Origin of the sequence: Rhizobium sp. RSm-3, assembly GCF_001854685.1 — a bacterium.
GTDB classification, from domain to species: Bacteria; Pseudomonadota; Alphaproteobacteria; order Rhizobiales; family Rhizobiaceae; genus Rhizobium; species Rhizobium ecuadorense.
The window spans coordinates 175,909-201,378 of sequence record NZ_MAWZ01000058.1 but is presented as its reverse complement, the minus strand read 5'-3'; the positions used below and the strand labels follow the sequence as shown (position 1 = coordinate 201,378).

25 protein-coding genes are annotated in these 25,470 nt (G+C 61.5%); 10 read left to right on the top strand and 15 right to left on the bottom strand.

Going from position 1 to position 25,470, the window contains the following annotated elements:
- Nucleotide 1 precedes the first annotated feature (1 nt).
- From BBJ66_RS29685 to BBJ66_RS29660, 5 genes are all read right to left on the bottom strand, one after another.
- Entirely contained in the window at nt 2-1,042 is a 1,041-nt protein-coding gene (locus BBJ66_RS29685; protein WP_071092500.1) for a sensor histidine kinase, read from the bottom strand.
- Nucleotides 1,042-1,746, bottom strand: coding sequence for a response regulator (locus BBJ66_RS29680; protein ID WP_071092498.1), 705 nt, complete (start codon nt 1,744-1,746; stop codon nt 1,042-1,044). The genes BBJ66_RS29685 and BBJ66_RS29680 overlap by 1 nt, the downstream gene beginning before the upstream one ends.
- Before the next feature lie 46 nt (nt 1,747-1,792).
- A complete protein-coding gene (locus tag BBJ66_RS29675; protein WP_071092494.1) occupies nt 1,793-3,289 on the bottom strand; it encodes a DUF4153 domain-containing protein in 1,497 nt (498 codons plus the stop codon).
- A 369-nt stretch (nt 3,290-3,658) separates the two neighbouring features.
- Complete coding sequence (locus BBJ66_RS29665) at nt 3,659-3,847, bottom strand: hypothetical protein (RefSeq protein ID WP_064841742.1); 189 nt, start codon at nt 3,845-3,847, stop codon at nt 3,659-3,661.
- A gap of 169 nt (nt 3,848-4,016) precedes the next feature.
- Nucleotides 4,017-4,733 carry an Ig-like domain-containing protein gene (locus BBJ66_RS29660; RefSeq protein ID WP_071092488.1) on the bottom strand — a complete coding sequence of 239 codons (717 nt, stop codon included), beginning with the start codon at nt 4,731-4,733 and terminating at the stop codon, nt 4,017-4,019.
- Nucleotides 4,734-5,177: 444 nt separating this feature from the next.
- Between BBJ66_RS29660 and BBJ66_RS35105 the strand changes: the two genes are divergently transcribed.
- The 3 genes from BBJ66_RS35105 (at nt 5,178) to BBJ66_RS29650 (ending at nt 5,868) form a co-directional block, all read left to right on the top strand.
- Nucleotides 5,178-5,330, top strand: a complete 153-nt coding sequence (locus tag BBJ66_RS35105; RefSeq protein ID WP_190238060.1) for a hypothetical protein — start codon at nt 5,178-5,180, stop codon at nt 5,328-5,330.
- A gap of 35 nt (nt 5,331-5,365) precedes the next feature.
- The gene (gene rpsU / locus BBJ66_RS29655; protein ID WP_071092484.1) at nt 5,366-5,599 is read left to right on the top strand and encodes a 30S ribosomal protein S21; all 234 of its coding nucleotides are present in this window, start codon (nt 5,366-5,368) and stop codon (nt 5,597-5,599) included.
- A gap of 74 nt (nt 5,600-5,673) precedes the next feature.
- Complete coding sequence (locus tag BBJ66_RS29650) at nt 5,674-5,868, top strand: hypothetical protein (RefSeq protein ID WP_071092481.1); 195 nt, start codon at nt 5,674-5,676, stop codon at nt 5,866-5,868.
- 70 nt (nt 5,869-5,938) lie between these two features.
- Here the strand turns inward: BBJ66_RS29650 and BBJ66_RS29645 are convergent, their stop codons facing one another.
- Nucleotides 5,939-6,850 (bottom strand): LysR family transcriptional regulator, encoded by a 912-nt coding sequence (locus BBJ66_RS29645; protein WP_071092478.1) that lies wholly within the window; start codon nt 6,848-6,850, stop codon nt 5,939-5,941.
- Between the two features lie 96 nt (nt 6,851-6,946).
- Here BBJ66_RS29645 and BBJ66_RS29640 point away from each other — a divergent pair, with 96 nt between their 5' ends.
- Nucleotides 6,947-7,822: an aldo/keto reductase family oxidoreductase gene (locus BBJ66_RS29640; RefSeq protein WP_071092475.1), complete on the top strand. Its 876-nt coding sequence runs from the start codon at nt 6,947-6,949 to the stop codon at nt 7,820-7,822.
- A 104-nt stretch (nt 7,823-7,926) separates the two neighbouring features.
- Here the strand turns inward: BBJ66_RS29640 and ppk2 are convergent, their stop codons facing one another.
- The 7 genes from ppk2 to BBJ66_RS29605 all read right to left on the bottom strand — a co-directional run bounded on the left by ppk2 (nt 7,927) and on the right by BBJ66_RS29605 (nt 15,885).
- The gene (gene ppk2, locus BBJ66_RS29635; protein ID WP_071092472.1) at nt 7,927-8,841 is read right to left on the bottom strand and encodes a polyphosphate kinase 2; all 915 of its coding nucleotides are present in this window, start codon (nt 8,839-8,841) and stop codon (nt 7,927-7,929) included.
- A 108-nt stretch (nt 8,842-8,949) separates the two neighbouring features.
- The gene (locus BBJ66_RS29630) at nt 8,950-10,602 is read right to left on the bottom strand and encodes a GMC oxidoreductase (RefSeq protein WP_071092468.1); all 1,653 of its coding nucleotides are present in this window, start codon (nt 10,600-10,602) and stop codon (nt 8,950-8,952) included.
- Between the two features lie 83 nt (nt 10,603-10,685).
- A complete protein-coding gene (locus BBJ66_RS29625) occupies nt 10,686-11,768 on the bottom strand; it encodes an ABC transporter ATP-binding protein (RefSeq protein WP_071092463.1) in 1,083 nt (360 codons plus the stop codon).
- Between the two features lie 7 nt (nt 11,769-11,775).
- Nucleotides 11,776-12,660 (bottom strand): carbohydrate ABC transporter permease, encoded by an 885-nt coding sequence (locus BBJ66_RS29620; protein ID WP_071092455.1) that lies wholly within the window; start codon nt 12,658-12,660, stop codon nt 11,776-11,778.
- On the bottom strand, nt 12,660-13,547 hold the full coding sequence (locus BBJ66_RS29615) for a carbohydrate ABC transporter permease (RefSeq protein ID WP_071092453.1): 888 nt from the start codon (nt 13,545-13,547) through the stop codon (nt 12,660-12,662). The genes BBJ66_RS29620 and BBJ66_RS29615 overlap by 1 nt, the downstream gene beginning before the upstream one ends.
- 93 nt (nt 13,548-13,640) lie before the next feature.
- Complete coding sequence (locus BBJ66_RS29610) at nt 13,641-14,873, bottom strand: ABC transporter substrate-binding protein (protein ID WP_071092451.1); 1,233 nt, start codon at nt 14,871-14,873, stop codon at nt 13,641-13,643.
- A 58-nt stretch (nt 14,874-14,931) separates the two neighbouring features.
- Nucleotides 14,932-15,885 (bottom strand): sugar phosphate isomerase/epimerase family protein, encoded by a 954-nt coding sequence (locus BBJ66_RS29605; protein WP_071092716.1) that lies wholly within the window; start codon nt 15,883-15,885, stop codon nt 14,932-14,934.
- Nucleotides 15,886-16,106: 221 nt separating this feature from the next.
- On the opposite strand from BBJ66_RS29605, the gene BBJ66_RS29600 reads away from it, so the two are divergent.
- From BBJ66_RS29600 to BBJ66_RS29575, 6 genes are all read left to right on the top strand, one after another.
- A complete protein-coding gene (locus tag BBJ66_RS29600) occupies nt 16,107-17,177 on the top strand; it encodes a LacI family DNA-binding transcriptional regulator (protein WP_071092449.1) in 1,071 nt (356 codons plus the stop codon).
- A gap of 102 nt (nt 17,178-17,279) precedes the next feature.
- The gene (locus tag BBJ66_RS29595) at nt 17,280-18,710 is read left to right on the top strand and encodes an SWIM zinc finger family protein (RefSeq protein ID WP_244511763.1); all 1,431 of its coding nucleotides are present in this window, start codon (nt 17,280-17,282) and stop codon (nt 18,708-18,710) included.
- A complete protein-coding gene (locus tag BBJ66_RS29590) occupies nt 18,707-20,119 on the top strand; it encodes a DUF5691 domain-containing protein (RefSeq protein WP_071092437.1) in 1,413 nt (470 codons plus the stop codon). Before BBJ66_RS29595 ends, BBJ66_RS29590 begins: the two co-directional genes overlap by 4 nt.
- Complete coding sequence (locus BBJ66_RS29585; RefSeq protein WP_071092433.1) at nt 20,112-21,194, top strand: ATP-binding protein; 1,083 nt, start codon at nt 20,112-20,114, stop codon at nt 21,192-21,194. Before BBJ66_RS29590 ends, BBJ66_RS29585 begins: the two co-directional genes overlap by 8 nt.
- A gap of 3 nt (nt 21,195-21,197) precedes the next feature.
- A complete protein-coding gene (locus BBJ66_RS29580; protein WP_071092429.1) occupies nt 21,198-23,528 on the top strand; it encodes a DUF5682 family protein in 2,331 nt (776 codons plus the stop codon).
- Complete coding sequence (locus BBJ66_RS29575; protein WP_071092427.1) at nt 23,525-24,673, top strand: VWA domain-containing protein; 1,149 nt, start codon at nt 23,525-23,527, stop codon at nt 24,671-24,673. The genes BBJ66_RS29580 and BBJ66_RS29575 overlap by 4 nt, the downstream gene beginning before the upstream one ends.
- A 92-nt stretch (nt 24,674-24,765) precedes the next feature.
- Here BBJ66_RS29575 and BBJ66_RS29570 read toward each other — a convergent pair whose 3' ends face one another.
- Both BBJ66_RS29570 and BBJ66_RS29565 read right to left on the bottom strand, forming a co-directional pair.
- Nucleotides 24,766-25,188, bottom strand: coding sequence for a type II toxin-antitoxin system VapC family toxin (locus BBJ66_RS29570; protein ID WP_071092424.1), 423 nt, complete (start codon nt 25,186-25,188; stop codon nt 24,766-24,768).
- Nucleotides 25,185-25,439 carry a type II toxin-antitoxin system Phd/YefM family antitoxin gene (locus BBJ66_RS29565; protein WP_071092421.1) on the bottom strand — a complete coding sequence of 85 codons (255 nt, stop codon included), beginning with the start codon at nt 25,437-25,439 and terminating at the stop codon, nt 25,185-25,187. Before BBJ66_RS29565 ends, BBJ66_RS29570 begins: the two co-directional genes overlap by 4 nt.
- Nucleotides 25,440-25,470 lie beyond the last annotated feature (31 nt).

Here is a 25,470-nt window from a genome sequence, read left to right as displayed (position 1 = left end):
CCTAACTCAACGTGGGATTCCCAATCATAAGAGAATACACAGGTATGGTGATTTCGAACTCGGCGCCTGCGCCGGCCGTCTGCAGCAGGCGGATCGTACCGCCATGGGCGCTCAGCATGGCGCGAACGATGCCGAGACCCATGCCGGTGCCGCCTTGTTCGCGGCGGGTTGAAAAGAACGGCTGAAAGACACGTTGGCGATTTGCCTCGGAAATACCGCCGCCGTCGTCACGGACAAGAATGACGGTTGTCCGGGCATCGGCTGACACGCTGAGTTCCAACAGCGTAGCGCCATGCTGAAGGGCGTTCTCGGCGAGATTGGCAAAGACGATGCCGGCTGCTTCCCGGGGAAGAGCAAGCGATATGTCCGTGTCGCCTTTGCCTGAGATATCAAGGGCGGGGAATTGCCCGCGCAGCGAGGGCAGGATGTCCGTCATGCTGCTTTTGCCCTCGGCTACCGGGATTTCCGCTTGCGCAAGCTCTCTCAGCCGCTGTAACAGCGCATCAAGCCGGGCTGCATCGGCGACGATATTGTCGAGAAAGTGCAAACGTTGGGCCTTCGTCATCGGCCTTTCGGCATCGTCGTCGCGCAGAAGCTCCGCCGCACCGCGGATGGCCGTTAGCGGCGATTTCAGTTCGTGGGAGACATGGGCGGCAAAGGAGCGGACATATTCGGTGCGATCGACCAGTTTTCCGGCGAGATCGAGGAAGCTTTGCGACAGGACGGCGATCTCGCGCGTTCCATAGCTTTCAAGCGGCCGGATTGCCCCCTTGCCGCCGCGGGCGATCTCGTCCGTGCGGGCGATCAAGGCGTCGATCGGGCCGGTGATGGTGCGCGTCAGCACATAGGCGATGCCGAGCGTCAGCATGGCGACGACGGCAAGCGCCCCGATTTCCGCCGGCGCCATCCGGTTCGAACTCACTTCCATGGCGCGAAACCAGACGACGATCAGGATCGGCAGCGCCATGACGGCGAGAAGCACGACATAGACGATCAGCGCCAGCGTCGGGCGCCATTTCGTCCTGACTTTCGGTGCCGGCATCAGGCCTTCCTCCCGATTTCACTGCCGAGTTTAAAGCCGATGCCGTGAACCGTCGCGATGATCCCCTGGCCGCCGGCCGCCAGGAATTTGGCCCTGATGTTGCGGATATGGCTGTCGATCGTCCGGTCGGCGACATAGGTTCCGGCGCCATAGGCCGCCTCCATCAGTCGTTCGCGGCTGAAGACCATGTCGGGGCGTGACAATAACGCGTCCAGGATGGCAAATTCGAGCGCTGTCATCGTGATCGCGCTGTCGCCGAACATGACCGTCCTGCCATGGCGATCCAGACTGAGCTCGCCGGCGACAAAGCTGGCGCGGCGCCGGTCAGGCCCCGCTTCGTTGCCGCTGCGCTTCAGGATCGCCTTGACCCTGGCGACGAGTTCGCGCGGGCTGAACGGTTTGGTGACGTAGTCGTCCCCGCCGATTTCGAGCCCCAAGACCCTGTCGATCTCCTCGTCGCGCGCCGAAAGAAACAAGATCGGCAAACCCGAAGTCTTGCGGATCTGGCGGCAGACCTCCAGACCATCCATGTCGGGCATGCCGATATCGAGGGTGATCAGATCGATGTTGCCGCGGCGGAAGGCCATCATCGCCTCGGTGCCGTTGCCGGCTGCGATCGGCGTCATGCCGGCGCGCTCGAGGGCAAAGCAGATCACATCTCGGATATGCGGTTCGTCATCGACGACGAGAATGCGGGGCGCCATCACCGGTCCTGCGTTGTTTGTCGTGCCTGTTGTTATCGTTCTCGTTCTATCTTGCAATGGCTGCGGGAGACAGAAGATAGGTCTCCAGCCGCGCCGCCCGGAAAGTCCAGCTCCGCCAGTCACGCCGACGCATCTCGAAACTCCTGGCGAGGGAGTCTCGAACCGCCACCGCTTCGCTCCTTTGGTCGATCAGGTGGCCCGGCAATTCAAGGAGGTAGAGATCGAGCGCCGGAATGACGGAGGGGCCGAGCGAGGAGAGATAAGAAAGGTCGAGCGGCGGGCCTTCCTGGCTGATCTCCTGGCTGTGGGCGACATTGAAGCGGGCGATGAAAGCCGGGAAATCGATGAAGGAGCTGATGTAGAAAACCATAAGGAGGGAGGCGAGATTCGCCGCGACCAGCCACGCATTGGATCGGTTGAGCAGAATGCGCAGCAGGATCAAGACAAGGCCGATGGCGACGATACCCATCCAGAGGCCGGCGGCGACACGCAGTTCGGTCAGCGAATAGACCTCGACATAGAGACCAAGCCGCAGCATCGACGACAGGCAAAGCAGAACGTTCTGGCCGATCCAGGCGTGAACGAGGCCGCGGATCAGCGGGCTGTGATCGCCGGGACCGCCGCGCCGCATGGCGACGAGAACGAAAGCTGCGGCAAGAAGCGCTGTGGCAATCAGCGGATAGGCGCCGCGATGGGCATATTCGGCATGGCTCATGTGCTTCGGCAGATCTGCGCCGCCCCAGAGATAGACGAGGTCGAGAAGCGTCTGCACGGCAAAGAGCGCATTGAACAGGACGAGCGACCGCAGCAGCGAGGCATGGCCGAACGGCGCATTTTTGACGGGCACGATCATGAAGGTCCTGCCAGCCTGCAACCTCTTGGCGCGACGCTTCAGGCGCGGCCGCAACATCGCCCAGACCACAACGGCAATCATCATCCAGAAGCCGATCCGCCACAGATCGAAAAACTGCAGCAGGGCGGCAAAATTAATGCTGCGCAGCGCGATTTCAATAAGCGGGTTCGCAGCTGCAAAGAGAGATACGAAGACCGCTGCGAGGACGATCGGCATGATCCAGAGGCCGACGCCCTGTCGGACCGCGGTGAAAGAGAAGTGTTTTCCCGGTGTCGCAAGCGACTTCCTGATATCTTCGGCAAGCCGCAGCGGGATGACGAGGACGAAACGGAAAAATACCAGGGGCAGAGCGGGCAGGCGGCGGGGCAGGAGCCTGGCGCTGGCGAGCGCAACCGACATCAGCGCGCCGAGGCAAAGAGCCATGCCCGTCAGCGAAGGCGATTCCATCAGGGGCGCCGACGCCAGAACCGAAAAGCCGAGCAGGAAAGCCGCCATCGAAAATCGAGCTCTCTTCCTGGCCGAAAGCAGAATGCCGGCGCAGATAGCGAGCGCAAAAAGGAAGAGGTTTATCCCGAATTCCTGGCCAAAGATCAGAAAATCACCAAGTGCCACCAGCGCAGGCAGCGCGACGGTCCGGCCGCTGCCGCGTCTGATCGGCATCGGTTCTGTCAAAGTATCGGCTGTATCCATTGCTGCTCCTCTCGCAAATGCTGCGTTTCGATCACGATGAGCCTGCTTCCCAACCTCGCCGCGGCGGGGGCGTCTTGAGGTCCCTCCGCAAGCCACCACCCGTCATTGCGGAGGCGTTCCGGCAAGACGGAGGGGGCGGGACGGAGTTGGATGTCGTTCTTGCTCATGGCGGCAACATGCCGCGCCGAATTGCAGATTCTGTGCAGAAGGTGAGGAGCTATTCAGGAATCGTCCACAGCCCGGAAGACACGGAAAAGGCTTGCGAAAGCCGCGCCGACGGGCGTCACCCGATCAAGCGATGTCTGACACGGCCTCGTTCACCGAACGACCGGCATTTGTGAGAAGATCAATGAGGGAATAGAGACGGGTTCATCTGAATCGTGGTGCGCGCTTGGCATTGTGGAGCAGTTCGCAGGCTGTCGCGAATGGCCCGAAAAGTTTGAGCAGCAGCGCCTGTTCTTCGGCATCTATCCGATGGCGGGCGCAGAACTCGGTGACCGACCAGACTTTCGTCAGGTCATCGGTCTCAATTTGCTTGGGTTCGATGTGTTCGGTCAAGGGCGTGTCCTCCGAACTTCGAGACTACCCTTCGCCGACATATATAAGAACTAGCTAAAAAGAATTATTTTTGGCGGTCCATCCAGACCTTGCCTCAAGACAGGCGGAGAGACGAAGACGCCCGCCGATTGCGCGGCGGGCGTCGTATTCCCTGATCTATCGTCGTCGATCAAACGATATGGGACGAGTCAAAATCCGTGCCGGTGATGTTGAGCGTCACCTTGGCAGTGTCCGTGTGGCCTTCGCCGTCGGAGATCTTGTAGTAACGGAGAACTTCCGTGTAGGTCTGACCGGCAACCAGATCGGTGTCCAGGTCGTAGGTGAACGTGCCATCCGACTTGACATGGAAGGTGCCGTAGGTGCCGGCAACGTCGGTTACAGCGTCGGCAGCGGCGTCTACCTTGGTGGTCAGGAACTGGCGGAGGAACATCTTGCCGTTGTCGCCGGCAATGTCGTTGTCCAGAACGTTGCCGCCGATGGCATGGCCTTCGGTGAAGCTGAAGGTATCGTCGACAGCGACCGGCTTGACCTGGGTTACGCCCTGGATATTCAGGGTGAACAGGCCGACATCGGTATGACCGCTGCCGTCGGAGATCTTGTAGGAGACCTTTTCCTGGTACGATTCGCCGTTGGCGAAGCCGATCTTGGCGGCATCGCTCAGGACATAGGTGTAGCTGCCGTCCGGCTTGACGAAGAACGTGCCGTAGTCGCCCTGGATCTCGGTGATCTGGCTGTTGCCGCCCTTGGCGTTAACCGTCGCGCCGTCGAAGGCGCGCAGGAACAGGTGGCCGTTGTCGGATGAATCGTTGGAAAGCAGATTTCCTGAAATAACGTCGGTTTCTAGAAATGTTGCACTATCATCGGTTGCGTGTATCGGCGAAGCCATCGCTCTCTCCTTAAATTATTATGACGGGTCAGTTTTGACCTCAGCAAGCGGGCCCTTTAACAACCTATTAATACTGCAAGTCAATAGCTTATTTAACGAAAGGTTAATGTCGTCCCCGATATCGGCATTGCTTCATTCCCGGCGGAATATTTTCATTTTCAAGACAAATTGAAGAAAATCCGACTAAATCTATACCCGGCTAACTTGAAGATCGGCAATGAATATATCTAAGGGTGATTCCCGGCGCTGAGCCGGGCCATTCCGCGCTATCCGTTGCAATCGCGTTCGCCAACGACTATTTTAGGGCTGAAGCGGAAATCGAAGCCGGCACGGCTTGGGAACGAGACGCTTTTACATCGGCTGAATCGACGCGCCCTTGGGGCGGCGCGATGGTCAAACCCACAACAATCGAATGAGGCCGGCAATCGCCGGTAAAGGATTTTTTTGAACGATACAAAGACAGCCACCGCGGTTGCGGTGGCCAATCCGCGGGAGCGTGACGAAGCCGTCTGCCGCGCTGCCAAGCCTTGGAAGCCGTATCCCTGCCTTCTCACCCGCCGTGAATTGCAGGTGCTGATCGCCGAGCAGCTCGGCTGAGCACTGGGCATACCTTACGAAAAGGAGAATTCGAAATGCAGGTACTCGTCAGAGACAACAATGTCGATCAAGCCCTCCGGGTTTTGAAAAAGAAAATGCAGCGCGAAGGCCTGTTCCGCGAAATGAAGGAACGGCGCGCCTATGAGAAGCCCTCCGAGCGACGCGTCAGGGAAAAGGCACAGGCGATCGGCCGGCAGCGCAAGGCGGCACGCAAGAAGTTGCAACGCGAAGGCCTGATCGCCAGGCCGAAGCGGATGGGTGCCCGTTAGAGCAATTCCAACCAAAGTGCGCACGGCCGGCCTAGCCACGCTTCGACGGTTACATTCTCTGGAAAGGACAGACGATGGACGAATTGAATAGCCTTACCGTTTCGGAAGAACGCCTCGAGGATTGCCGCGATGTCGTGGAGCCGGATCTGCAGGATCTGATCCAGCGCGCATTGACTTCAGGCTTTTCCCGCGAGGAAATCCTCATCGCCGTCAGCGAACTGGTCGCTGAAGACTTCGCAATCGTGATGGAAACCCCAAGCGTGCATTGAGGAACAAACGCAGTAGATGTGTCAGTGCCCGAATATGCGGAACATTGACCTCGGTGCATGAAAGCGCCGTTCAAGCCTGCTTGGTCGAGGCCTTGACGAAATCGATGAAGGCCCGCAAGGGCGCCGGCACCAGCCGCCGTCCGGGATAATAGAGGAACGGCCCGGAAAAGCGCTGCCACCACGGCTCGAGGATAGGCTCCAGGGCGCCGCTCTCAAAATGCGGACGCAGCCAGTCCTCGAAAACGCAGACGATCCCCGTGCCCGCTATCGCTGCGTCGACGGTCAGATCGGTCGCCCCGCCGACCCTGACGATCAATGGCCCCGAAGGGTCGACCCGCACCACTTCGCCGTCCCGTTCGAACTCCCAGGGTGTCGTCAGCGCACCGCTGGCAAAGCGGCCGAGCAGACAGGCGTGGTCGAGGAGTTCACTCGGATGCTGCGGCCGGCCATGGCGGTCGAGATAGTCGGGGGAGGCGGCGGTGGCAAAGCGCTGGACACGCGGCCCGATCGGCACGGCGATCATATCCTGCTCCAGCCGCTCGTCATAACGGATGCCGGCATCGCAGCCGGCGGCGAGCACGTCGACGAAGCTCTCCTCGGCGATCACCTCGAGGCGAATGTCGGGATAGGCGGCGAGGAACGGCGGAACGATGGCGGGCAGCACCAGCCGCGCGGCGCTGACCGGCACATTGAGCCGCAGCGAGCCGGCCGGCCTGTCGCGGAATCCGTTGACCACGTCGAGTGCCGACTCCACCTCGGTCAGAGCCGGGCCGAGCCGCTCCAGCAAACCCTTGCCCGCTTCGGTCGGGACGACGCTGCGTGTCGTGCGGTTGAAGAGCCTGACGCCGAGTTCGGCCTCCAGACGGCGCACCGCCTCGCTGAGGAAGGAGGCGCTGCTGCCGCTTACGCGCGCGCCCTCGCGAAAACCGCCGGCCCGCGCCACCGCAACAAAGGCGTTGAGATCCCCCAGATCGACTTTCACTGTTCGCCACTCCGCACGGCCTGTGCGGATTGTACCGAATTATCATGCGCGCCGACAACGCCTATCTTGGGGTCACCTCTTGAAAGGAGTGAGATCATGTCCATCATCGATCAGTCCGGAACCTTCAAACTCGGTGACCGCAGCGTGAAGCGGCTCGGCTACGGCGCCATGCAGCTTGCCGGGCCCGGCGTGTTCGGCCCGCCCAGGGATCACGGCGCGGCCTTGGCCGTGCTGCGCGAGGCGGTTGCATCAGGCGTAAACCACATCGACACCAGCGATTTCTACGGCCCGCACGTCACCAACCAGATCATCCGCGAAGCGCTCCATCCCTATCGCGACGATCTCGTCATCGTCACTAAGATCGGCGCACGGCGCGGCACGGACGGATCCTGGATTCCGGCTTTCTCGCGCGAAGAGCTGACGGCGGCCGTGCACGACAATCTTCGTAATCTGGGCCTTGACGTGCTTGACGCCGTCAACCTCAGAATCATGTTCGACGTTCATGGCCCTGCCGAAGGGTCGATCGAAGCACCCCTAACGGTCCTGGCCGATCTCCAACGACAGGGTCTCGTCCGTCACGTCGGCTTGAGCAACGCCACATCGAAGCAGATCGCCGAAGGGCGTGGGATCACCGAGATCGTCTGCGTGCAGAACCAGTATAATCTTGCGCATCGGGCCGACGATCGGCTGATCGACGAACTCGCCCGCGAGGGCACCGCTTATGTGCCCTTCTTCCCCCTCGGCGGCTTCAGCCCGCTGCAGTCCTCAACCCTGTCCGGTGTCGCCGCACGCCTCGATGCGACGCCCATGCAGGTCGCGCTCGCCTGGCTGCTGCGTCGCGCACCGAATATCCTGCTGATCCCCGGCACCTCGTCCGTCGGCCATCTCAGGGAGAACCTCGCCGCTGCCGCGCTTGTTCTGCCGGATGAGGCGATCGAGGAACTCGCCCAAATCGGCAACATCGTCGCCTGATCGCAGGCCGCGAGCTATCGCTATATCACGCTCTCACCTGGTGTATCGAAGCCGAAAGCATAAGCGACGCTGGAAACCGCACGTCATCTCCGGCCGTGAATGCCTCAATAACGCTCCGGTACGCACATTTCAGGCGGCACCGGCGCCCTGGTGTAGTCGGCGTGGCGGATGCGGTCCGGCAGCTGGATTTCGGGTTTCGGAACATCTTCGTAGGGGATCTGCTCGAGGAGATGCGCGATGCAGTTCAGCCGCGCCCGCTTCTTGTCCACCGCCTGTACCACCCACCAAGGCGCTTCCTCGGTGTGCGTGCGGGCCAGCATTTCTTCCTTGGCCTTGGTATATTCCTCCCAATGGACACGGCTTTCCATATCCATCGGTGAAAGCTTCCACTGCTTCAGCGGATCGTGGATGCGCATCCTGAAGCGGAATTCCTGCTCCTCGTCGGTGATCGAAAACCAATATTTGATCAGCACGATTCCGGAGCGCACCAGCATACGTTCGAATTCAGGTACCGAGCGGAAGAATTCGTCGAGTTCTTCCGGGGTGCAGAAGCCCATCACGCGCTCGACGCCGGCGCGATTGTACCAGCTGCGGTCGAAGAGCACCATTTCGCCGGCCGTGGGAAGATGCGGGACGTAACGCTGGAAATACCATTGATGGCGCTCCCGCTCGGTCGGGGCGGGCAGCGCCACCGTCCGGCAGACACGCGGATTGAGCCGTTGGGTCACGCGCTTGATCGCTCCGCCCTTGCCGGCCGAATCCCGGCCTTCGAACAGCACCACCACCTTCAGCTTCTTATGCTGCACCCAATCCTGAAGCCGCACCAGCTCGTGCTGCAGCCGGAAAAGCTCCCGGAAGTAGATTTTTCGCTCGAGCGTCTGCTCGGCCGGTTCCGACATTCCTTCGGCGACCAGATCATCCAGCCGGTCTTCCTCCATCTGCATTTCCAGCTCTTCATCGAAGCTGTCGGCGATTTCGGCCTTTATCCGGTTGAGCTGGTCCTGATGTGTTTGCGACATAGGTTTTTCCTTCCTGCTTTTGTTGACAGGAGCATGTCAGTGCGAAGCTTATATGACGGTCACTGATCGAAGCTGAAACGGTTACCCGCGCCTGTCGTTCCAAGCGCCTTAGAGCTGTCCCGCCCGGTACTGGTCGACGAGGTTGCGGCAGGCGCGGAGCGTCAGCGCCATGACGGTCAGCGTCGTGCCGGCGATGCCGCTGCCGGGGAAGGCGCTGGCATCGGTGACGATGAGGTTCGGAGCGTCCCAGACTTGATTATAGGGATTGAGCACCGAAGCCTCCGGGCTTTCGCCCATGCGCGCGCCGCCGGTTTCGTGGATCGCCGCGCCCATGCACATGGTCTTGCGGAACCATGTGCGGAACATGAAGCGGCTGAAGGCGTCGGCGTCGGGGAAGGCGCCCTTGCCCATCTCCTTGAGGCCGGTGGGCGAACCGATGAATTCGAGATCGCCGCCAACTTCTTTAATCATCGCGATCAGTGTTTCCTCCTGCCGGCGAAGCAGCGCCTGCTCCTCGGCCTGCATGACGCAGCGGATATGCGGCACGGGAATATTCCAGGCGTCCTTGCGCCTGACATCGATGGTGATGCGATTATCGGCATAGGGCAGCATGCGGCCGAAGCCGAAGAAGGCGAGGCGTGCATCGGCATCGTCCGAGACCGGCGCCCGGCCGACGCTGCCCTGATAGTCGAAATCGCCGCGGGCCATGTCCCGTTCGCCGAAGCGAGGGATGAAGATCCCGCCCGACGGATTGTAGAACGGATCGGTCGGGGCGGATTCGTCGGTTGCCCAGCCCTTCGCCTTCGAAAAGGAACCAAAGGCGAGGCAGGGAAGCTGGTCCATGAAATAACGGCCGAGAGCGCCCGAGCTGTTGCCGAGCCCGTCGGGATGTCTTGCCGAAGCCGAATTCAGAAGCAGCCGCACGCTCTCGATCGGCGAGGCGGACAGAACCACCATCGCGGCACGCGCCGTCGATACTTCTCCTGTATTGCGATCGACGAAGTCCGCGCCGGTGGCGCGGCCGGTTTTCTCGTCGGTGGTGATGCGGCGGACGACGGCATCGTAGCGGACCGTCAGACGGCCGGTGGCCTTGGCGTCCCTGAGCGGCCGCGGCATGCGGTCGGCATCCGGCGCGATGTAGCGCCAGGAGACGACGTGCCTCTCCGGCCAGCGGCTTTCGACAGCCTGCTTGAAGGTCTGTTCTGCCGGTGTCAGGCTTGCCGGTTTGGCATAGATGCCGTCCGGCAGGGTCGCCACATCGTCCTTGTTGCCGTAGAGCCCGAGATAGGCCTCGACCTCGTCGTAGAAAGGCGTGAGTTCGTCATAGGAAACCGGCCAGTCGACGCCCTTTCCGGTGCGCGACCGGATCTTGAAATCATCGTCGGTCCAGCGCAGCAGCACCCGGCCGAAGCTGTGCAGACGCCCGCCGCCCTGGCGGCCGCGGATCCAGAGAAAGGGCTCGCCCTTTGGCGTCGTATAGGGATTTTTGCGGTCGTTGACGAAGAAGTGGCTGAAGCGCTCGGTAAAAAACGCCGCCCGCGCCTGGATCGGCTGGCCCTTGATTGTGGCCCGCGCCCGCTCCCAGATATTGATGCTGCTTGCGGGCGCCTTCTTGCGCGCCGGGTCGAAATCCCCAGGCCCGACAGCGGGACCTGCCTCCAGAAGCAGCACCGACAATCCTTGTGCCGTCAGTTCTTTAACCGCGAAGGAACCCGCCGCGCCGGAGCCGATCACCAGCGCATCATAGACGATCTCAGACATGTCTTTTCAAATCCTGTCCTGGAGCAATCCCCGAAACGGCGAGCAGCGCGTCCGGAATTGCGGGAAAACAAAGGGATGATGCGTCACAGCCGCGATCCGTCGGCGCCGAAGAGCGACGCCTTGGCGATATCGAGCCCGGGCGCCAAGGCATCGCCGGGCTGCAGGGTGACGTCTCCCATCAGCCGGAGCGAGAGGCTTTGATCGGCCCAGTCGAACCAGACGACGGCATCCGAGCCCATCGGCTCGACGACAGAAACCCGGCCCGGAATGGTGGGCAGGCTGCTTGCGGCTCCATCGAGTACGAGATGCTCGGGCCGAAAGCCCAATGTAACAGGTCCGTCCGCCGCGGCGTGGCTGAAGGCATAGCCGGAAAGATCGACGGCGAGCCCCTTGCTCCGGAAGACCGGCGAGGCGCCGCCGCGCTCGATCCGGCCCTCGATGAAATTCATCGCCGGCGCGCCGATGAAGCCGGCGACGAAGAGATTGGCCGGGCGACGGTAGATCTCGGCCGGCGAGGCGAGCTGCTGGATCACGCCGTCCCGCATGATGGCGATGCGGTCGGCAAGGGTCAGGGCTTCGACCTGATCGTGGGTCACGTAGATCATGGTATTGCCGAGGCTTTGATGCAGCTTCTTGATCTCGACGCGCAACTCGTTGCGCAGCTTGGCGTCGAGGTTCGACAGCGGTTCGTCGAAGAGGAACACATCGACTTCGCGCACCAAGGCCCGGCCGATGGCGACACGCTGGCGCTGGCCGCCTGACAGTTCGGCAGGGCGGCGGTCGAGCAATGTGTCGAGATGAAGGAGAGCAGCCGTACGGGCAACACGCGCCTCGATCTCGGCCTTCGGCAGGCCGGCGACGCGAAGGCCGAAGGAGAGGTTTTTGCGCACCGACATGCGCGGGTAAAGCGCGTAGGACTGGAAGACCATGCCGATGCCCCGGTCCTTCGGCTCCTCCCAGCTGACGTTCTTGCCCGAAATCCAGACTTCGCCTGCGGTAATGTCCTGCAGGCCGGCAATGGCGTTCAACAGCGTGGACTTGCCGCAGCCGGAAGGGCCAAGCAGGACCAGGAACTCGCGCGGCGCGATGTCGATCGACATTTTCTCGATCACCGTATGGTCGCCATAGGCGATCTTCAGGTCCTTGACGGAGACGGCGGATTGCATGGAAACGTTACCCCTTGACTGCGCCGGCGGCGATGCCACGCACGAACCAGCGGCCGGACAGGAAATAGATGGCAAGCGGAACGATGGCGGTCAGGATCGTCGCCGCCATGTTGACGTTGTAGGTCCGCTCGCCCATCGTGGTGTTGACGATATTGTTGAGCTGCACGGTCATCGGCAGGTTGTCACGCCCGGCAAAGACCAGGCCGAGCAGGAAGTCGTTCCAGATGCCGGTGAACTGCAGCATCGAGACCACGACCACCATCGGCACGGCGATCGGCAGCATGATCTCGAAAAAGATCCGCCAGAAGCCGGCGCCGTCGACGCGCGCCGCCTTGCAGAGCTCCTCCGGCACGCTGACGAAATAGTTGCGGAAGAGCAGCGTCACCAGCGGCAGGCCGAAGATGACATGCACGAGAATGATGCCGGCGAGCGAATTGTAGAGGTCGATATTCGCCATCGCCCGGACCATCGGATAGAGGAATATCTGATAGGGGATGAGACCGCCGGCCATCAGCAGGCCGAAGAGCAGATTTGCCCCGCGCGGCCGCCAGAGCGACAGCGCATAGCCGTTGACCGCGCCGATAAAAACCGAGAGCGCCACCGCGGGAAGGGTGATCGCCACCGAATTCCAGAAGCCGCTGCGAATGCCGACACAGACGGTCCCCATGCAGGCGCCCGACCAGGCAGTCACCCAGGCGGAGAAATCGAGCGTTGCCGGCAAGGCGAAGATCTGCCCGAGCCGGATTTCGTCCATCGACTTCAGCGAGGTGACGATCATGGTGTAGAGCGGCAGAAGAAAGAAAAGTGCGGCGACGACCAGGAAGGCATAAAGGCCGATGCGCCCGGCGGTGATCTGCGCCGGCTTCGGCCCGTTCGGATGAGGCTTGATCATCACGCCGCTCCCTTTGCCCGGTTGCGCATATGCATCGCGTAGCGGAACGGAGCGACGGCAATGACCACGCCGAGGACAAGCACCGTCGCACCGGCGGTGGCGAGGCCGAGGTTCTGGCGCCCGAACAGATTGTCCATGATGAATTTCGCCGGCACCTCCGTCGCATTGCCGGGGCCGCCATTGGTCATGGCGACGACGATGTCGTAGGTCTTGATCACCCCCATGGCGAGCAGCATGCCGGCTGCAGCCAGCGCCGGCCCGAGCTGCGGCAGGACGATCGAGACATAGATCCGCCAGACGGGAATGCCATCTATCCGCGCCGCCTTCCATTGCTCGGCCTCGATGCCGCGCATGCCGGCCAGCGCGATGACCATGACCAGGCCCGCGCCTTGCCATACGCCGGCAAGCACCAGCGCATAGATCGCCATGTCGCGATTGACGACCCAGTCGAAGACGAAGCTTTCCCAGCCGAGCGAACGCACGCTCGCCTGGATGCCGAGCGTCGGATTGAGCATCCATTGCCAGATCAGTCCGGTGACTACGAAGGACATGGCGTAGGGATAGAGGAAGATGGTCCGGAAGGCGCTTTCGAAGCGGATCTTGCGATCCAGCGCCGCAGCCAGCAGGAAGCCAAGCAAAAGGCAGCCCGCGACGTAGAGCACGCCGAAGATCAACACGTTTTGCAGCGATGCGAGCCATTTGGCGGAAGAGAACAGTTTCGAGTACTGCGCAAATCCGACATAGGTCGAGGATGGAAAAAGCGTCGAGTTGGTGAAGGACAGGCGGATCGACCAGCCCATGGTGCCGATGAAGACCACGACCGCGACGAACCAAGTCGGCAACAGGGCGATGGTGGCGGAAAGATTGGGTTTGCGTTTGATGGGCATCGGCCAGCTCGTTGACGGAAAAGCGGGGCACGCCGCCGCGCACTGCAGTCGGCAATGCGGCGTCGGGATCAGGCCGACGCCGCAGGCACTATTCTACTCGAAGACGGCGAAGAAATTCTCGGCCGCAGAGGCCGCATCGTTCGAGCCACCGCTCCAGTACTCGTCGACGAAATCGTCGAGCGCGCCGACTTGCTGGGGAGTAAGCACGATCGCCTGATCCGGGACGATCGCACCGGCAGCCATCAGCTCGGCACCCTTCTGGGCGCAGACATCAAGCTTCGACTTGTCGACGTCGGTGCGCATCGGAACCGAGCCTTTCTTCAAGGCGAATTCGACCTGCACCGCCGGATCCATGACGACTTCGGCGAGAAGTTTCTGCGCCTTGTCGGTCGCGGCATTGCCGGTCTTCGGGAACCAGAGGGAATCGGCGATATAGACCATGCCCTTGGACTCCGGCACGATCATGCAGCCATAATCCTTGCCCGGCTCTTTGCCGGCGACAGTGAATTCGCCCTTTGCCCAATCGCCCATGAACTGCACGCCGGCCTTGGCGGTGATCAGCATCGCCGTCGCGTCGTTCCAGTTGCGGCCAGCGGCACCCGCATCGACATAGCCGCGCAGCTTGCCGAGAATTTCGAGGGTCTTCTTCACGCCGTCAATGGAGGCCTCGCTCTTGTCCTTGTCGACATAGATCTTCAGGAAGCCGTCGATCCCGACCTGCGAGAGCAGGATCATGTTGAAGACCTTGGTCTGCTGCCAGGGCTGGCCGCCCCAGGCGACCGGAACGATGCCGGCAGCCTTCAGCTTGTCGAAGTCGGCGAAGAACTCGTCCCAGCTCTTGGGCTCCTCGGCGATGCCGGCCTTGCCGAAGGCTTCCTTGGAATAAAAGACCCAGCTTTCGCCATGGGCGCCAGTCGGCGAGAGATAGACCTTGCCGTCATAGGAGATGAGATCATGGATCGATTTCGGCAGGACGTCGGCCCATTTGCCGGCAGCCGCCACGTCGTCGATCGGATTGAACAAGCCCTGGCCGACGAAATCCGCGGCTGCGAGGCCGATGACGCCCTGCTTGGCGCCGGGCGCGTCACCGGCGACGATGCGGTTCTGGAAGGCGGCATCGGCGGCGCCGAAGCCGGCGATCGAGGAATCCTTCCAGACGCCGCCGCGCTTTTCGAACTCGGTCTTGATGACGTTGAGGGCTGCCGCTTCGCCGCCCGACGTCCAGGACGACATGATCTCGATTGTCGGTTTGTCCTCGGCATGCGCCGAAGCGAAGAGACCGGCGAATGCTACACCGGCAAGAAAAAGCTTCATCATTGTCTTCATTGTTCCACCTCGTGAAAATGCCCTCTTTGCGGGGCGTTCGTTGTCTTGGGAATCATTGTCAGCGATAGATCGGCAAGAGCGCCTGCCGGACGAGCCTGAGCCCGTTGGCGATGTCGCGGACGGGATCCGGCGCGGCATCGAGTTCGAGAATTGCCCAACCTTCATAGGCCCGGTCGCGCAGCAGCCGGATCCAGGCCGGCCAGTCGACCCGCCCGAGGCCGAAACCACAGAAGTAGGGCTGATGGCGTTCGTGAATGTGCTTGTCGATCGGGGTGTCGGCCGGCATCGGGCCGATCGCATCCTTCCAATGGGCGATGATCATCCGCTCGTGATGGCGATCGACGAGTTGCACGGGGTCGGAGCCGGCAACGATGATATGAGCCGTGTCCGGGCACATATGCACATAGGCCGGGTCGGTCAGAAGCATCATCAGGTCAACGTCACGCGCGGCGGCAAAAATCGAGTGCGCCTCGGTGTGCAGCGCCAGCCGCACGCCCCTGGCATAGAGGGTCGCGCCGAGCCGGTTCAGAAAATCGGCGATCACCTTGGCGCGGTCGAAATCGTAAAATTGCACCGGCTGGGCGCCGAGCGTCTGGCGAAGCGGGGCGCCGATCACCATGATGTCGCTGCCGCAGGCTTTCAGGAAGTCGGCATAGCGTTCCGCCTTGTCGATCAGCGCGCGCTGGGCCTCGGGCTCGGCAAAGTCGCCGGCCGCCTCCAGTTCCGCGAAGAAGCCGCTGCAGAGCGTCAGACCGCGTTTTGCCAATTCGGCTGCGAAAGCGTCGATGGAACCATAGGTCTTGATCGCATCCTGCCAGTTGAAGGGAGAGAAGGTCAGCTCGACGCCGGTGACGCCGGAGGCCTGGACGCTGTCGAGAATCTTGTCCCAGAAGGCGCGCGGTTCAGCGCGCGCATAGGCGACGATCGCATCATAGCTGTCGACGCCCCAGAAGCCCGGATGAAAGAACGTCACGAGATCGACGCCGAAACTCAACCTGCCGCCAGTAGCCATCATCAATCCTTTTCTCCAGGCACGACCCGTCTGCATGCGGAAGGGCAGTTCCGCATGAAATAAGCCATTAATTTCAATGCATTAATAGATGGCAATCGTTTGCCATGCACAGATGATAGCCAAGCTGGTTTTTTAAGCAAGCGATTTTTGGCAAACGTTTGCTATAAACCGTCGCCTGCCTTAGATTACAAATCGAAGCATTCGGGAGGCGGAAAGTAAACGTGAATAAAAACAAGGGCCTGCCCGGCGAAGATCAATCAGGCGCATTGATGGCTGACGTCGCACGGCTTGCCGGTGTGGCGATATCGACAGTCAGCCGCGCCCTTGCCAATCCCGGGCGGGTCAACGAGAAGACCCGCGCCAAGATCAATGCGGCGGCCAGGCAACTCGGCTATACGCCGAACGCGATGGCGCGCGGTCTTAGGGTCGGCAAATCCAACATCATCATGATCATTCTGCCGGGATCGCTCTATTATGGCGTTTCCCAGATCATTCCGCAGGTTCTGCAGAGCATCAACAAGACGCTGATCCAAGGCGGCTACAACCTAATGATCGCCAACCTCGATCGCGACGAGGCCTCCGAGCGGCACATTCTCGACCTCGCCTTCGGCGGCAGCGTGCGCGGAGCCATCATCTTGTCGTCGAAACTTCCTGAGGTCGATGGGCGGTCGCTGGCAAATTCCGGCCTGCCGATCGTTTCGATGCTGCTCGACATGAGCGATGCGGGCCTGCAGAGCGTCGTCACCAACGACCGCGAGGCTGTGCGCGACGTCACGGCCGAACTGATCCGGCTGGGCCATCGCCGGTTCTTCTATCTTGCAGGACCTGAAGGCAATTATCATGACGTCGAGCGCTATGGCGGCGTGCTGGAGGCGCTTGAGGCAGCCGGCCTATCGAAGGAGGCAGTGCGTCGCTCGGGCGGTCGCCTCGATTATCAGCACGGTTTCGACATCGGCGTGCAGGCGGCAGACGATTTCGCTGAATTGGCCGAAAAACCGACGGCGGTCATCGCCACCAGCGACGACATGGCCATTTCATTCGTCAGCCGCATCAAGCGCGCAGGCCTGAGCATTCCCGACGATCTCTCCGTCGTCTCCTTCGACGGCTCGCCGGTCTGCGAATTCTCCGCGCCGCCGCTCTCGACGATCGAGCAGCCGGTGGAAGAAATGGGCCGCGCCGCGGTGGAACTCCTGCTCGACGCCATTGGCCAGAGGCAAAACGTAGAAACGCTGCGCACTATCGTCCGCAGCCAGTTTATCCTGCGGGAGAGCATCGCTCCTCCGAAGGATTGACGATCAGCCACCTGAACGCGATCGAGCGGGCAACCATATGAAAGAGCGCACCCGGAGAGCAGTTTTGCTTCCTCAAGTTGGCGTTGCACATCCTGCTATGCCGTGCCAGAAAACCCACCATCGTGGGATGCAGACGAGTCGAGGGTTCCATTGAGTTTGAGTCTCGCAAAGATCGAAGAGCTTGCACCCGATCAAGGCTCGCTTGCAGCGGCCAAGGCACTGCTCAAACCCTCGAATTGGCCGACGCTCGCCGAGGACGGATCAGGCCTCATCTGGGGCGAATGCCAGGGATCCGGTGCCACGCCCTATAGGATTTCCGTCACGGAGGCCGATGCCGGCTACAAATGTAGTTGCCCTAGCCGCAAGTTCCCTTGCAAGCATTCGATTGCCCTGATGTGGATGCGCGTCGAGGGCAAGGTCGAGTTCGCCGCCGGGACCGCCCCGGGTTGGGTGACCGATTGGCTGTCGCGCCGACGTGGCCCATCCGCCGGCGTCTCTGTAGCCGATACCGACAGGCCCAAAGCCTCGATCGCGGCAGTTGAGGACAGCCGGGTCGAAGCCGATCCGAAGGGGGAAGCTCGTGCCGCCGCAGCCCGGGAGCGCAACCGGCTCGAGCGCGAGACTTCCATCGCCGCCGGCCTCGACGAACTTGATGTCTGGCTTGCCGATCAGATGGACGCCGGGCTCGCCGCTTTTCCGGCCAAGGCAACGGCCGCGTGCCGGGTGATGGCACAGCGCCTGTTCGATGCCAAGGCGTCCGGCCTGGCCATTCGCGTGGATAGCATTCCGGCTCGGCTTTTCGCGTTTTCGGAAGCGATGCGTCCTTCTATCGCGGTTCGGGAACTCGGGATGCTGTGCCTTCTGGCAAACACCTATCGCCGGCAAGACAGCCTGGCGGCCCCGATGCGCCATGACATCCGGCAGATGATCGGCTGGAACGTCACCCGGGAGGCATTGCTCGCCGATGAGCACGCATTGCGCGTCTCGGGTCGCTGGCGCGTTTGGGCGACCCGAAGCGAAGTGCAGGCTGATAAGCTGCGACGGATCGAAACATGGCTTCATGGCAGTGACCGAAATGCCGTGTTGATCGAATATGTCCCGGTTTCGACGGGCGCCTCCTCAAGCGGCTACAGTGTTGGCGATACCTTTGAAGCCGAACTCGTCTTCTATCCGTCAAGCATGCCGCTTCGCGCGGTGATTGCCCGGCAGAGCAGTGGTACCGAGCCGTCTGACACCCCATGGATTTTTCCTGATAAAGACCTCGCATCGGCTTACCTCAGCTACGAAGAGGCGCTGATCGAAAAACCGTGGCTCGGCGATTATCCGATGATGTTTCATGGGGCACGATTGATGCGCTCGGGCGAAAACATCTATCTCAGCGGCAGCGAGATCAGTCTTCCGGTAGCGAAGGCGCAGTCGGCAGCAATCTGGCCGCTCCTGCAGCTCGAGGGGATCGATGGCGCAGGTCTCTGGGACGGCAACGAACTGATATTGTGCTGGTCGGAAACTGCACTGGGACGGTGGACCGCATGAATGTGCCGGACCTGAAGAATGTGATCCTGCCGAAGCTGCTCTCCGGTGTCCGGGATGGCCTTCCGCTGGATGCCATCGGCGCGACGGATTGCCTGCAGGCACTGGCGCTGACCGGCCAGGCCTTGCGTTTCGACCGCCCACGGCATCCGGAGCGGTTTCAGGTCGAAGAATCCGCCGTCGATCACGGCGCAATCCTGCCGGATGTGGCAAGAAAATTGGTGCTGCGCCTGCTTTCGGGCAAGAATCCAGCCTCGGCCCCTTTAGCTGCGGCAATCGTTCGAAAGCTTGCCGAAAGAAAGCTCCGGCTGCACCCGTTCGACCTCCCAAAGCTCGAACCCTTCGTGAAGGCTCACGCAGAAAACCTTGGCGCCGAAGCGCTCGCCTTTTCGCAACGCGAAACCCCGGCAGCGCAGAAGCAGAATTATTTCGCACCCGAGCGGCTGAGTGACGACAACTGGATGCTCGCCACGCCTGCTGTGAAAGCCGGCTATATCAAGGGTCGCAGAGCCTCCGACCCCGATGCGGCCCGGGCAATGGTCGAGGCGGTCTGGACCTCGGAAAATGCCGATAGCCGCTTGCGTCTTCTCGAAGCTTTTCGCGAAGCCCTGTCCGAAAACGATGCGCACTTTCTCAAGGGACTGGAAAAGGATCGCGCGCCACGCGTTCGCGAGCTGGCTCAGAGACTGCTCGTCAGGTTGCCCGGATTCAACGGCGATGACCCGAGTCTGCGCGCAGCCCTTGAGCGCATCAAGGTTTCGAAAGCCGGACTGATCTTCAAGAGAACAGCGCTCACGCTCGAATTGCCGGCGACCGTGAGGGACTTCACCAAGATGGCCTGGCTCAACGAGACCTTCGGCCCGGTCGGTTTGGACACCCTGGCCGGGGCCTTGTCGCTGCCGGTCGATGACATGGTGGCCGCGGCCGAGAAGCAGAGCGATCTGCTGGCAGCCTTCCTTTTCATGGCGACGCGAGACAAGCGGCTGGATGTGGTGAGAACGATCACCGAGCGCCATCTTCGCGACGTTTGGGAAGCCTTTTCCCAATTCGATGCCCAGATGCTGGCGGATTACAGCCCCGACATGCGACAGCTCTGGGTCGAGCATATCTTTCGCCCGGACAGGTGGGCCGCCGACACATCTGCGTGGGCGATCCGCCAGACGGCGCAATGGCTCGACGGCGAGGCAACGGAAAACCTCTTCAGCGCGATCTTGCAATCCAAGCCGTGGCACTCGCTGCGCAGGGATAATGGGCGCTATGAGGCGGACATTCTCGACAGCATGGCCGTCATGTCTCCCTCATCGATGCGTTCAACGCTGCGCGCTGAACTTGCCGCACTCGAACCCGCCAAGAGCGGGAATGCCTTCCTTTTCCTCGATCTCATGGATAGCCTGGAGACCGCACATGCCTGAAGCCCATCTTCGTCGTCCTGCAGAACAGATCTATGCAGGCGAACTGGCCGCGCTTGCGAAGGGCGACGACCGTCCAAGACCCGCCAACTGGCGGCTCTCCCCGCAGGCAGTCGTCACCTATCTTCTCGGTGGCAAGGCATCCGACGGAACTGCAATATCGGCCAAATATGTCGGAAACCGCCGGCTGATCGAGACTGCGGTTGCGACGCTTGCGACCGACCGGGCTCTATTGCTGCTCGGCCTGCCGGGTACGGCTAAATCCTGGGTGTCCGAACATCTCGCTGCGGCGATTTCCGGCTCATCGCAGCGTCTGATCCAATGCACCGCGGGCACGGACGAGAACCAGATCCGCTACGGCTGGAATTATGCCCTTCTGCTCGCAAAGGGGCCGTCGCCGGAAGCGCTGGTCAAGACGCCGCTGGTGCGGGCGATGGAAGAGGGGACGCTCCTCAGGCTCGAAGAGCTGACCCGCATGGGCTCCGATGTGCAGGATACGCTGATCACCGTCCTTTCGGAAAAAATCCTGCCGGTGCCGGAACTCGATATCGCAATCGATGCCGAACGCGGCTTCAACATTATCGCCACGGCCAACAATCGCGACAAAGGCGTCAACGAACTGTCCTCGGCGCTGAAACGCCGCTTTAACGTTGTCGTGTTGCCGTCGCCAAGCACGCTGGAAGAGGAAACCCAGATCGTCGTCAAGCGCGTCGGCGAGATCGGCACCAATCTCAGCCTGCCGCCGATCCAGCCTGCGGACCAGGAACTCGCCCGCGTCGTCACCCTTTTCCGCGAAATCCGCGACGGCAAGACACTGAACGGCAAGACGAAGCTGAAGACGTCGACCGGTACGCTTTCGACCGCGGAGGCGATTTCCGTCGGTGTCTCGGCGTGGGCGGAAGCCGCCCATTTCGGTGACGGTCGCATCGATGCCAATGCGCTTGCCACGAACATCGTCGGCGCGGTGGTCAAGGATCCGGTGCAAGACAGCGTCGCGCTTGCGGAATATCTCGAAACCGTGGTGCGCACCCGTGACGGCTGGAGCGATCTCTATGAGGCCATCCGCGAGGTGATCTGAGCGATGAAGCGGAAAGCGCATCTTTTCGGCATCCGGCATCACGGGCCGGGTTCGGCGGCCCTCTTGCAGGGCGCACTCGACGCGCTTAACCCTGCCTGTGTGCTGATCGAGGGATCGCCGGAGGGTGACGCGCTGATCCCTCATGCCGCGCTGCCGGGTATGAAACCGCCGCTGGCCATGCTGTTCTATGCGGCCGACGAGGCCGCCAACGCCGTCTTTGCACCCTTTGCGGAATTCTCTCCGGAGTGGGTTGCCATGCAATGGGCGCTCTCGCACGGCTGTCCGGTACGTTTCATCGACTGGCCGGCGGCCGTGTCTCTGGCGCTTGCCAGAATTACCCGGGAAGAGACGCTTGCCGCCGTGGAGACGAGCCAGCCGGCGGCGTCGGACGTCGACGAAGATGACCCGGCCGAAAGTGCGGATATGACGGCGGTGGAGGCCCCACCGGTTGACCTTGACCCTCTGGACATGCTTGCGGCGGCGGCCGGATATGGCGACGGCGAGACTTTCTGGAACGGGCTGATCGAACAGCATGGCGGCGGTCAGTCGCCGCTAGAAATCTTTGCGGCCATAGAAACAGCCATGACCGAAACGCGCCGACACCAGGCAGATGCCGGAGGCATCGGTGAAGCTCGGCGGCTGCGCGAAGAGCGCCGCGAAGCCTTCATGCGGGGACATATCCGCGAGGCGCTGAAACAGCATGATGGCGAGGTCGCGGTCGTGATCGGCGCCTGGCACATCGGCGGGCTTCGCGCGGAGACGACGCTTGCCGAGGATCGGGCCATTCTCAAGGATTTGCCGAAGATCAAGGTGGAGGCGACCTGGGCGCCTTGGAGCGACGGGCGACTGAGTTATGCCTCCGGCTACGGCGCGGGTGTCATTTCACCCGGCTGGTACCGGCATCTGTGGAGCCTCTATTCAAGCAACCGCCACGAGGGACCGGAAGCCTTTGCCGCCATCTGGCAGGCCCGGACCGCGGCTTTGTTGCGCGAGGAAGGCTTCGAGGCCTCCACGGCTTCCGCAATCGAGGCTGCGCGGCTCGCCCTTGGACTTGCCAGCATGAGGGGTCTCGGCGTGCCTGGGCTCGCCGAAATGCAGGATGCCGCGCTTTCGTCCCTCTGCCATGGCGATCACGTGAAGCTCGCGATGATCGAACGGAAGCTCTATATCGGCGGCAGGATCGGCGAGATCGACGAGGCGGTTCCGCAGATGCCGCTCGCCAAGGATTTCGAACTCTGGTGCCGAAAGACGCGCCTGAAGCCGGAAGAGGCGGCAAGCGAAATCAGACTAGATCTGCGCAGCGAGGCTGGCCTTCTCAAATCGACCTTCCTGCACCGGCTCAACCTGATCGGCATCCAGTGGGGCCGCCTGACCGACGCCGAAGCGGGTCGGGGGACATACCGCGAGGTCTGGCGCCTTGCCTGGTCTCCGGACATGACCGTCGGCCTGGCAGAAGCCCTTGTCTGGGGATTGACGATCGAAAACGCGGCAGCCGCCGCGACAATCGATCGGGGCCGCAAGGCGAACGGCATCGCGCCGCTTTCCGATCTCGTGCGTGGCGCACTGGTTGCCGATCTTCCGGAAGCGGCAGGCGTCTGCATCGATCTTCTGCAATCGGCAGCCGTGCAGAATGGTGACATCACCGACCTGATGAATGCGGTGGCGCCGCTCGTACGCATCGTCCGCTACGGAACCGCCCGCAAGCTGCCGGAGTTCGAACTGCAAGCGCTCGTCAGGGCGCTGGGTGCTGAAGTGAATGCCGGCATCCGGATCGGCTCTCGTCAGTTGAACGACGACGCAACGTCCGAGCGCTTGAACGCTATGCGCGCTTACGACGAGGCTCTCGGCCTTTTCGGGGATGCAGCGCTGCTTGAGGAATGGCGGCGCCAGCTCACCCTCATGGTCGATGATGAACAGGCCGTTGCGCCGGTGGTCGGTTTCAGCCTTCGCCGGCTGCATGATCTCGGTCTTTGGGACGAGGCGCAAATAGCAGCCGCTTTTTCGCGGCAGATCCTTGGCGAGGTGCCGGGCCGGGCCGGTTCTTTCATCGAGGCCTTTCTGTCCGGGGCTGCTGAAGTGCTGATCCAGGATCAGACACTGCTCTTCCTGATCGACGAATGGCTTTGCGGGCTGGATGAAAACCTGTTCATCGACAACCTGCCACTTTTGCGCCGTGCGCTCGCCGGCTTCGGCTCGGTTGGCCGGAAACGGATCCTGGAGCGTATCGCTGGTGGAAAAAAGCAGCGGCCAGCCGCCGCCGATGCTGTGAGACACAACCCTGCTTTCGAACGCGCACTACCTTTGCTGAAGCAGATCTTGGGAATGGATGCATGACTTCCGAACGCACCCGCCGCTGGAAGCTGGCACTTGGCGACGACGACATGGATGGTCTCGGTGAACGCGACCAGCGGCTGAGCCGGGCGCTCTCGGCTCTCTATGAAACCGAGGGCGGCAAGGGTCGCGGCGGCCTCGGCGCTTCCTCGCCCAAAGTCTCGCGTTGGCTCGGTGACATTCGCGAGTTCTTTCCGACGCCTGTCGTGCAGATCATCCAGAAGGATGCGTTCGAGCGCCTCAATCTCAAGGCGCTCATGTTGGAGCCGGAGTTTCTTGAGACGCTGGAAGCGGATGTGCATCTCGTCGCGGATCTCATCTCGCTTCGCGACGCAATGCCCGAAAAGACGATGGAAACTGCCCGCACGGTGGTCAACAAGGTCGTCGATGACCTGATGAAACGGCTGCAGTCCAAGACGGTAGAGAGGCTGACCGGCGCAGTGAACCGCTCTCAGCGGACCCATCGGCCCCGTCACGCCGATATCGATTGGCCGCGAACGATCCGCGCCAACCTTCGCCACTATCAGGAAGACTTCAAAACAGTCGTGCCGGAGACTCTGATTGGCTTCGCTCGCAAAACCCGGACACGTGCAGATCTCGACCATGTCATGCTCTGCGTCGACCAGTCGGGTTCGATGGCATCCTCGGTCGTCTACTCGTCGATCTTCGCGGCCGTCATGGCGTCCATTCCGGTTCTGTCGACGAAACTCGTCTGCTTCGACACCGCAATCGTCGATCTGACGGAGGATCTATCCGATCCGGTCAAGGTTCTCTTCGGCGTGCAACTGGGAGGAGGCACTGATATCAATGCGGCGCTCGCCTATTGCGAGACCAAGATCGATCGGCCGGGCAAGACACATCTCGTTCTCGTCACCGACCTTTATGAAGGCGGTGATGCTGCCTCCATGCTGGCGCGCGTTGCCGCACTCAAACAGTCCGGCGTCAACGTCATCGTTCTGCTGGCACTTTCCGACGACGGCCGGCCGAGCTACGACGTCCGTCATGCCGGCGCGATCGCCGCGATGGATTGTCCCGTCTTTGCCTGCACGCCGGATCAGTTTCCGGATCTGATGGCAACCGCCTTGACCAAGCAGAATATCGGACAGTGGGCGAGCGCAAACGGTATTGAGCTCGTGCGGGGTGTCTAGAGCGCCTTCTACTTTTCAGAAGTGGATTGTCGAGGTTGCGTTCCCCGCAAGGCGAATATCGCCGAACGACCTGTTCGGACTGTCCACATTGCTCAACCCTGCCAAGGATCGATGATGACGACACCGGTGCCGTCGAAATCTCTGACGTTTCGCGTGACCACGGCAAGATTGTGAACGAGTGCGGTCGCAGCAATCAACGCATCTGCCTCGTTGCGGCGGTCGGGAATGTGCAGATGCGCACAGCGCGTTGCGATATCATCATCGATCGGCAGTATCCGGCCGCCGAACTGCGGACGCACGTGGTCATCAAGCCATGCACGCAGGCGTGAACCTTGCCGGGCATCTCGCCGCTGGACGGCAAGCACGCCCCGTTCCAATTCGAGAATGGTAATTGCAGAGAGATAGAAGTCTGAAACGTTCGCCGCTTCGATCCATGCCACGACCTCAGGATCGGCCTTGCCGTCACCAATCTTGCGCAGTTCGGAAATGACGTTCGTATCCAGCAGATAGCTCAAGACAAGTCGACTCCGCGGGTTTTGATCTCGACCCGCGATGGCATGAAATCGATTTCCGACAGGCCCGGCATGGAAAGCCCATCGACCAGGCTTTGGCGCCGGCCGGAAAGACGCTCGAATTCCTCATATGTCAGAAGGACATGGGAAGGCTTGCCGCGATCAGTGATGATGACCGGGCCTTTTTTTGCAGCTTTCTTCGCATTGCTGACATCGTGGTTGAGTTCACGGCTGGAAAGTGTCGTAATGGCCATGGCACGCTCCATGTAGGTATTTACCTACATA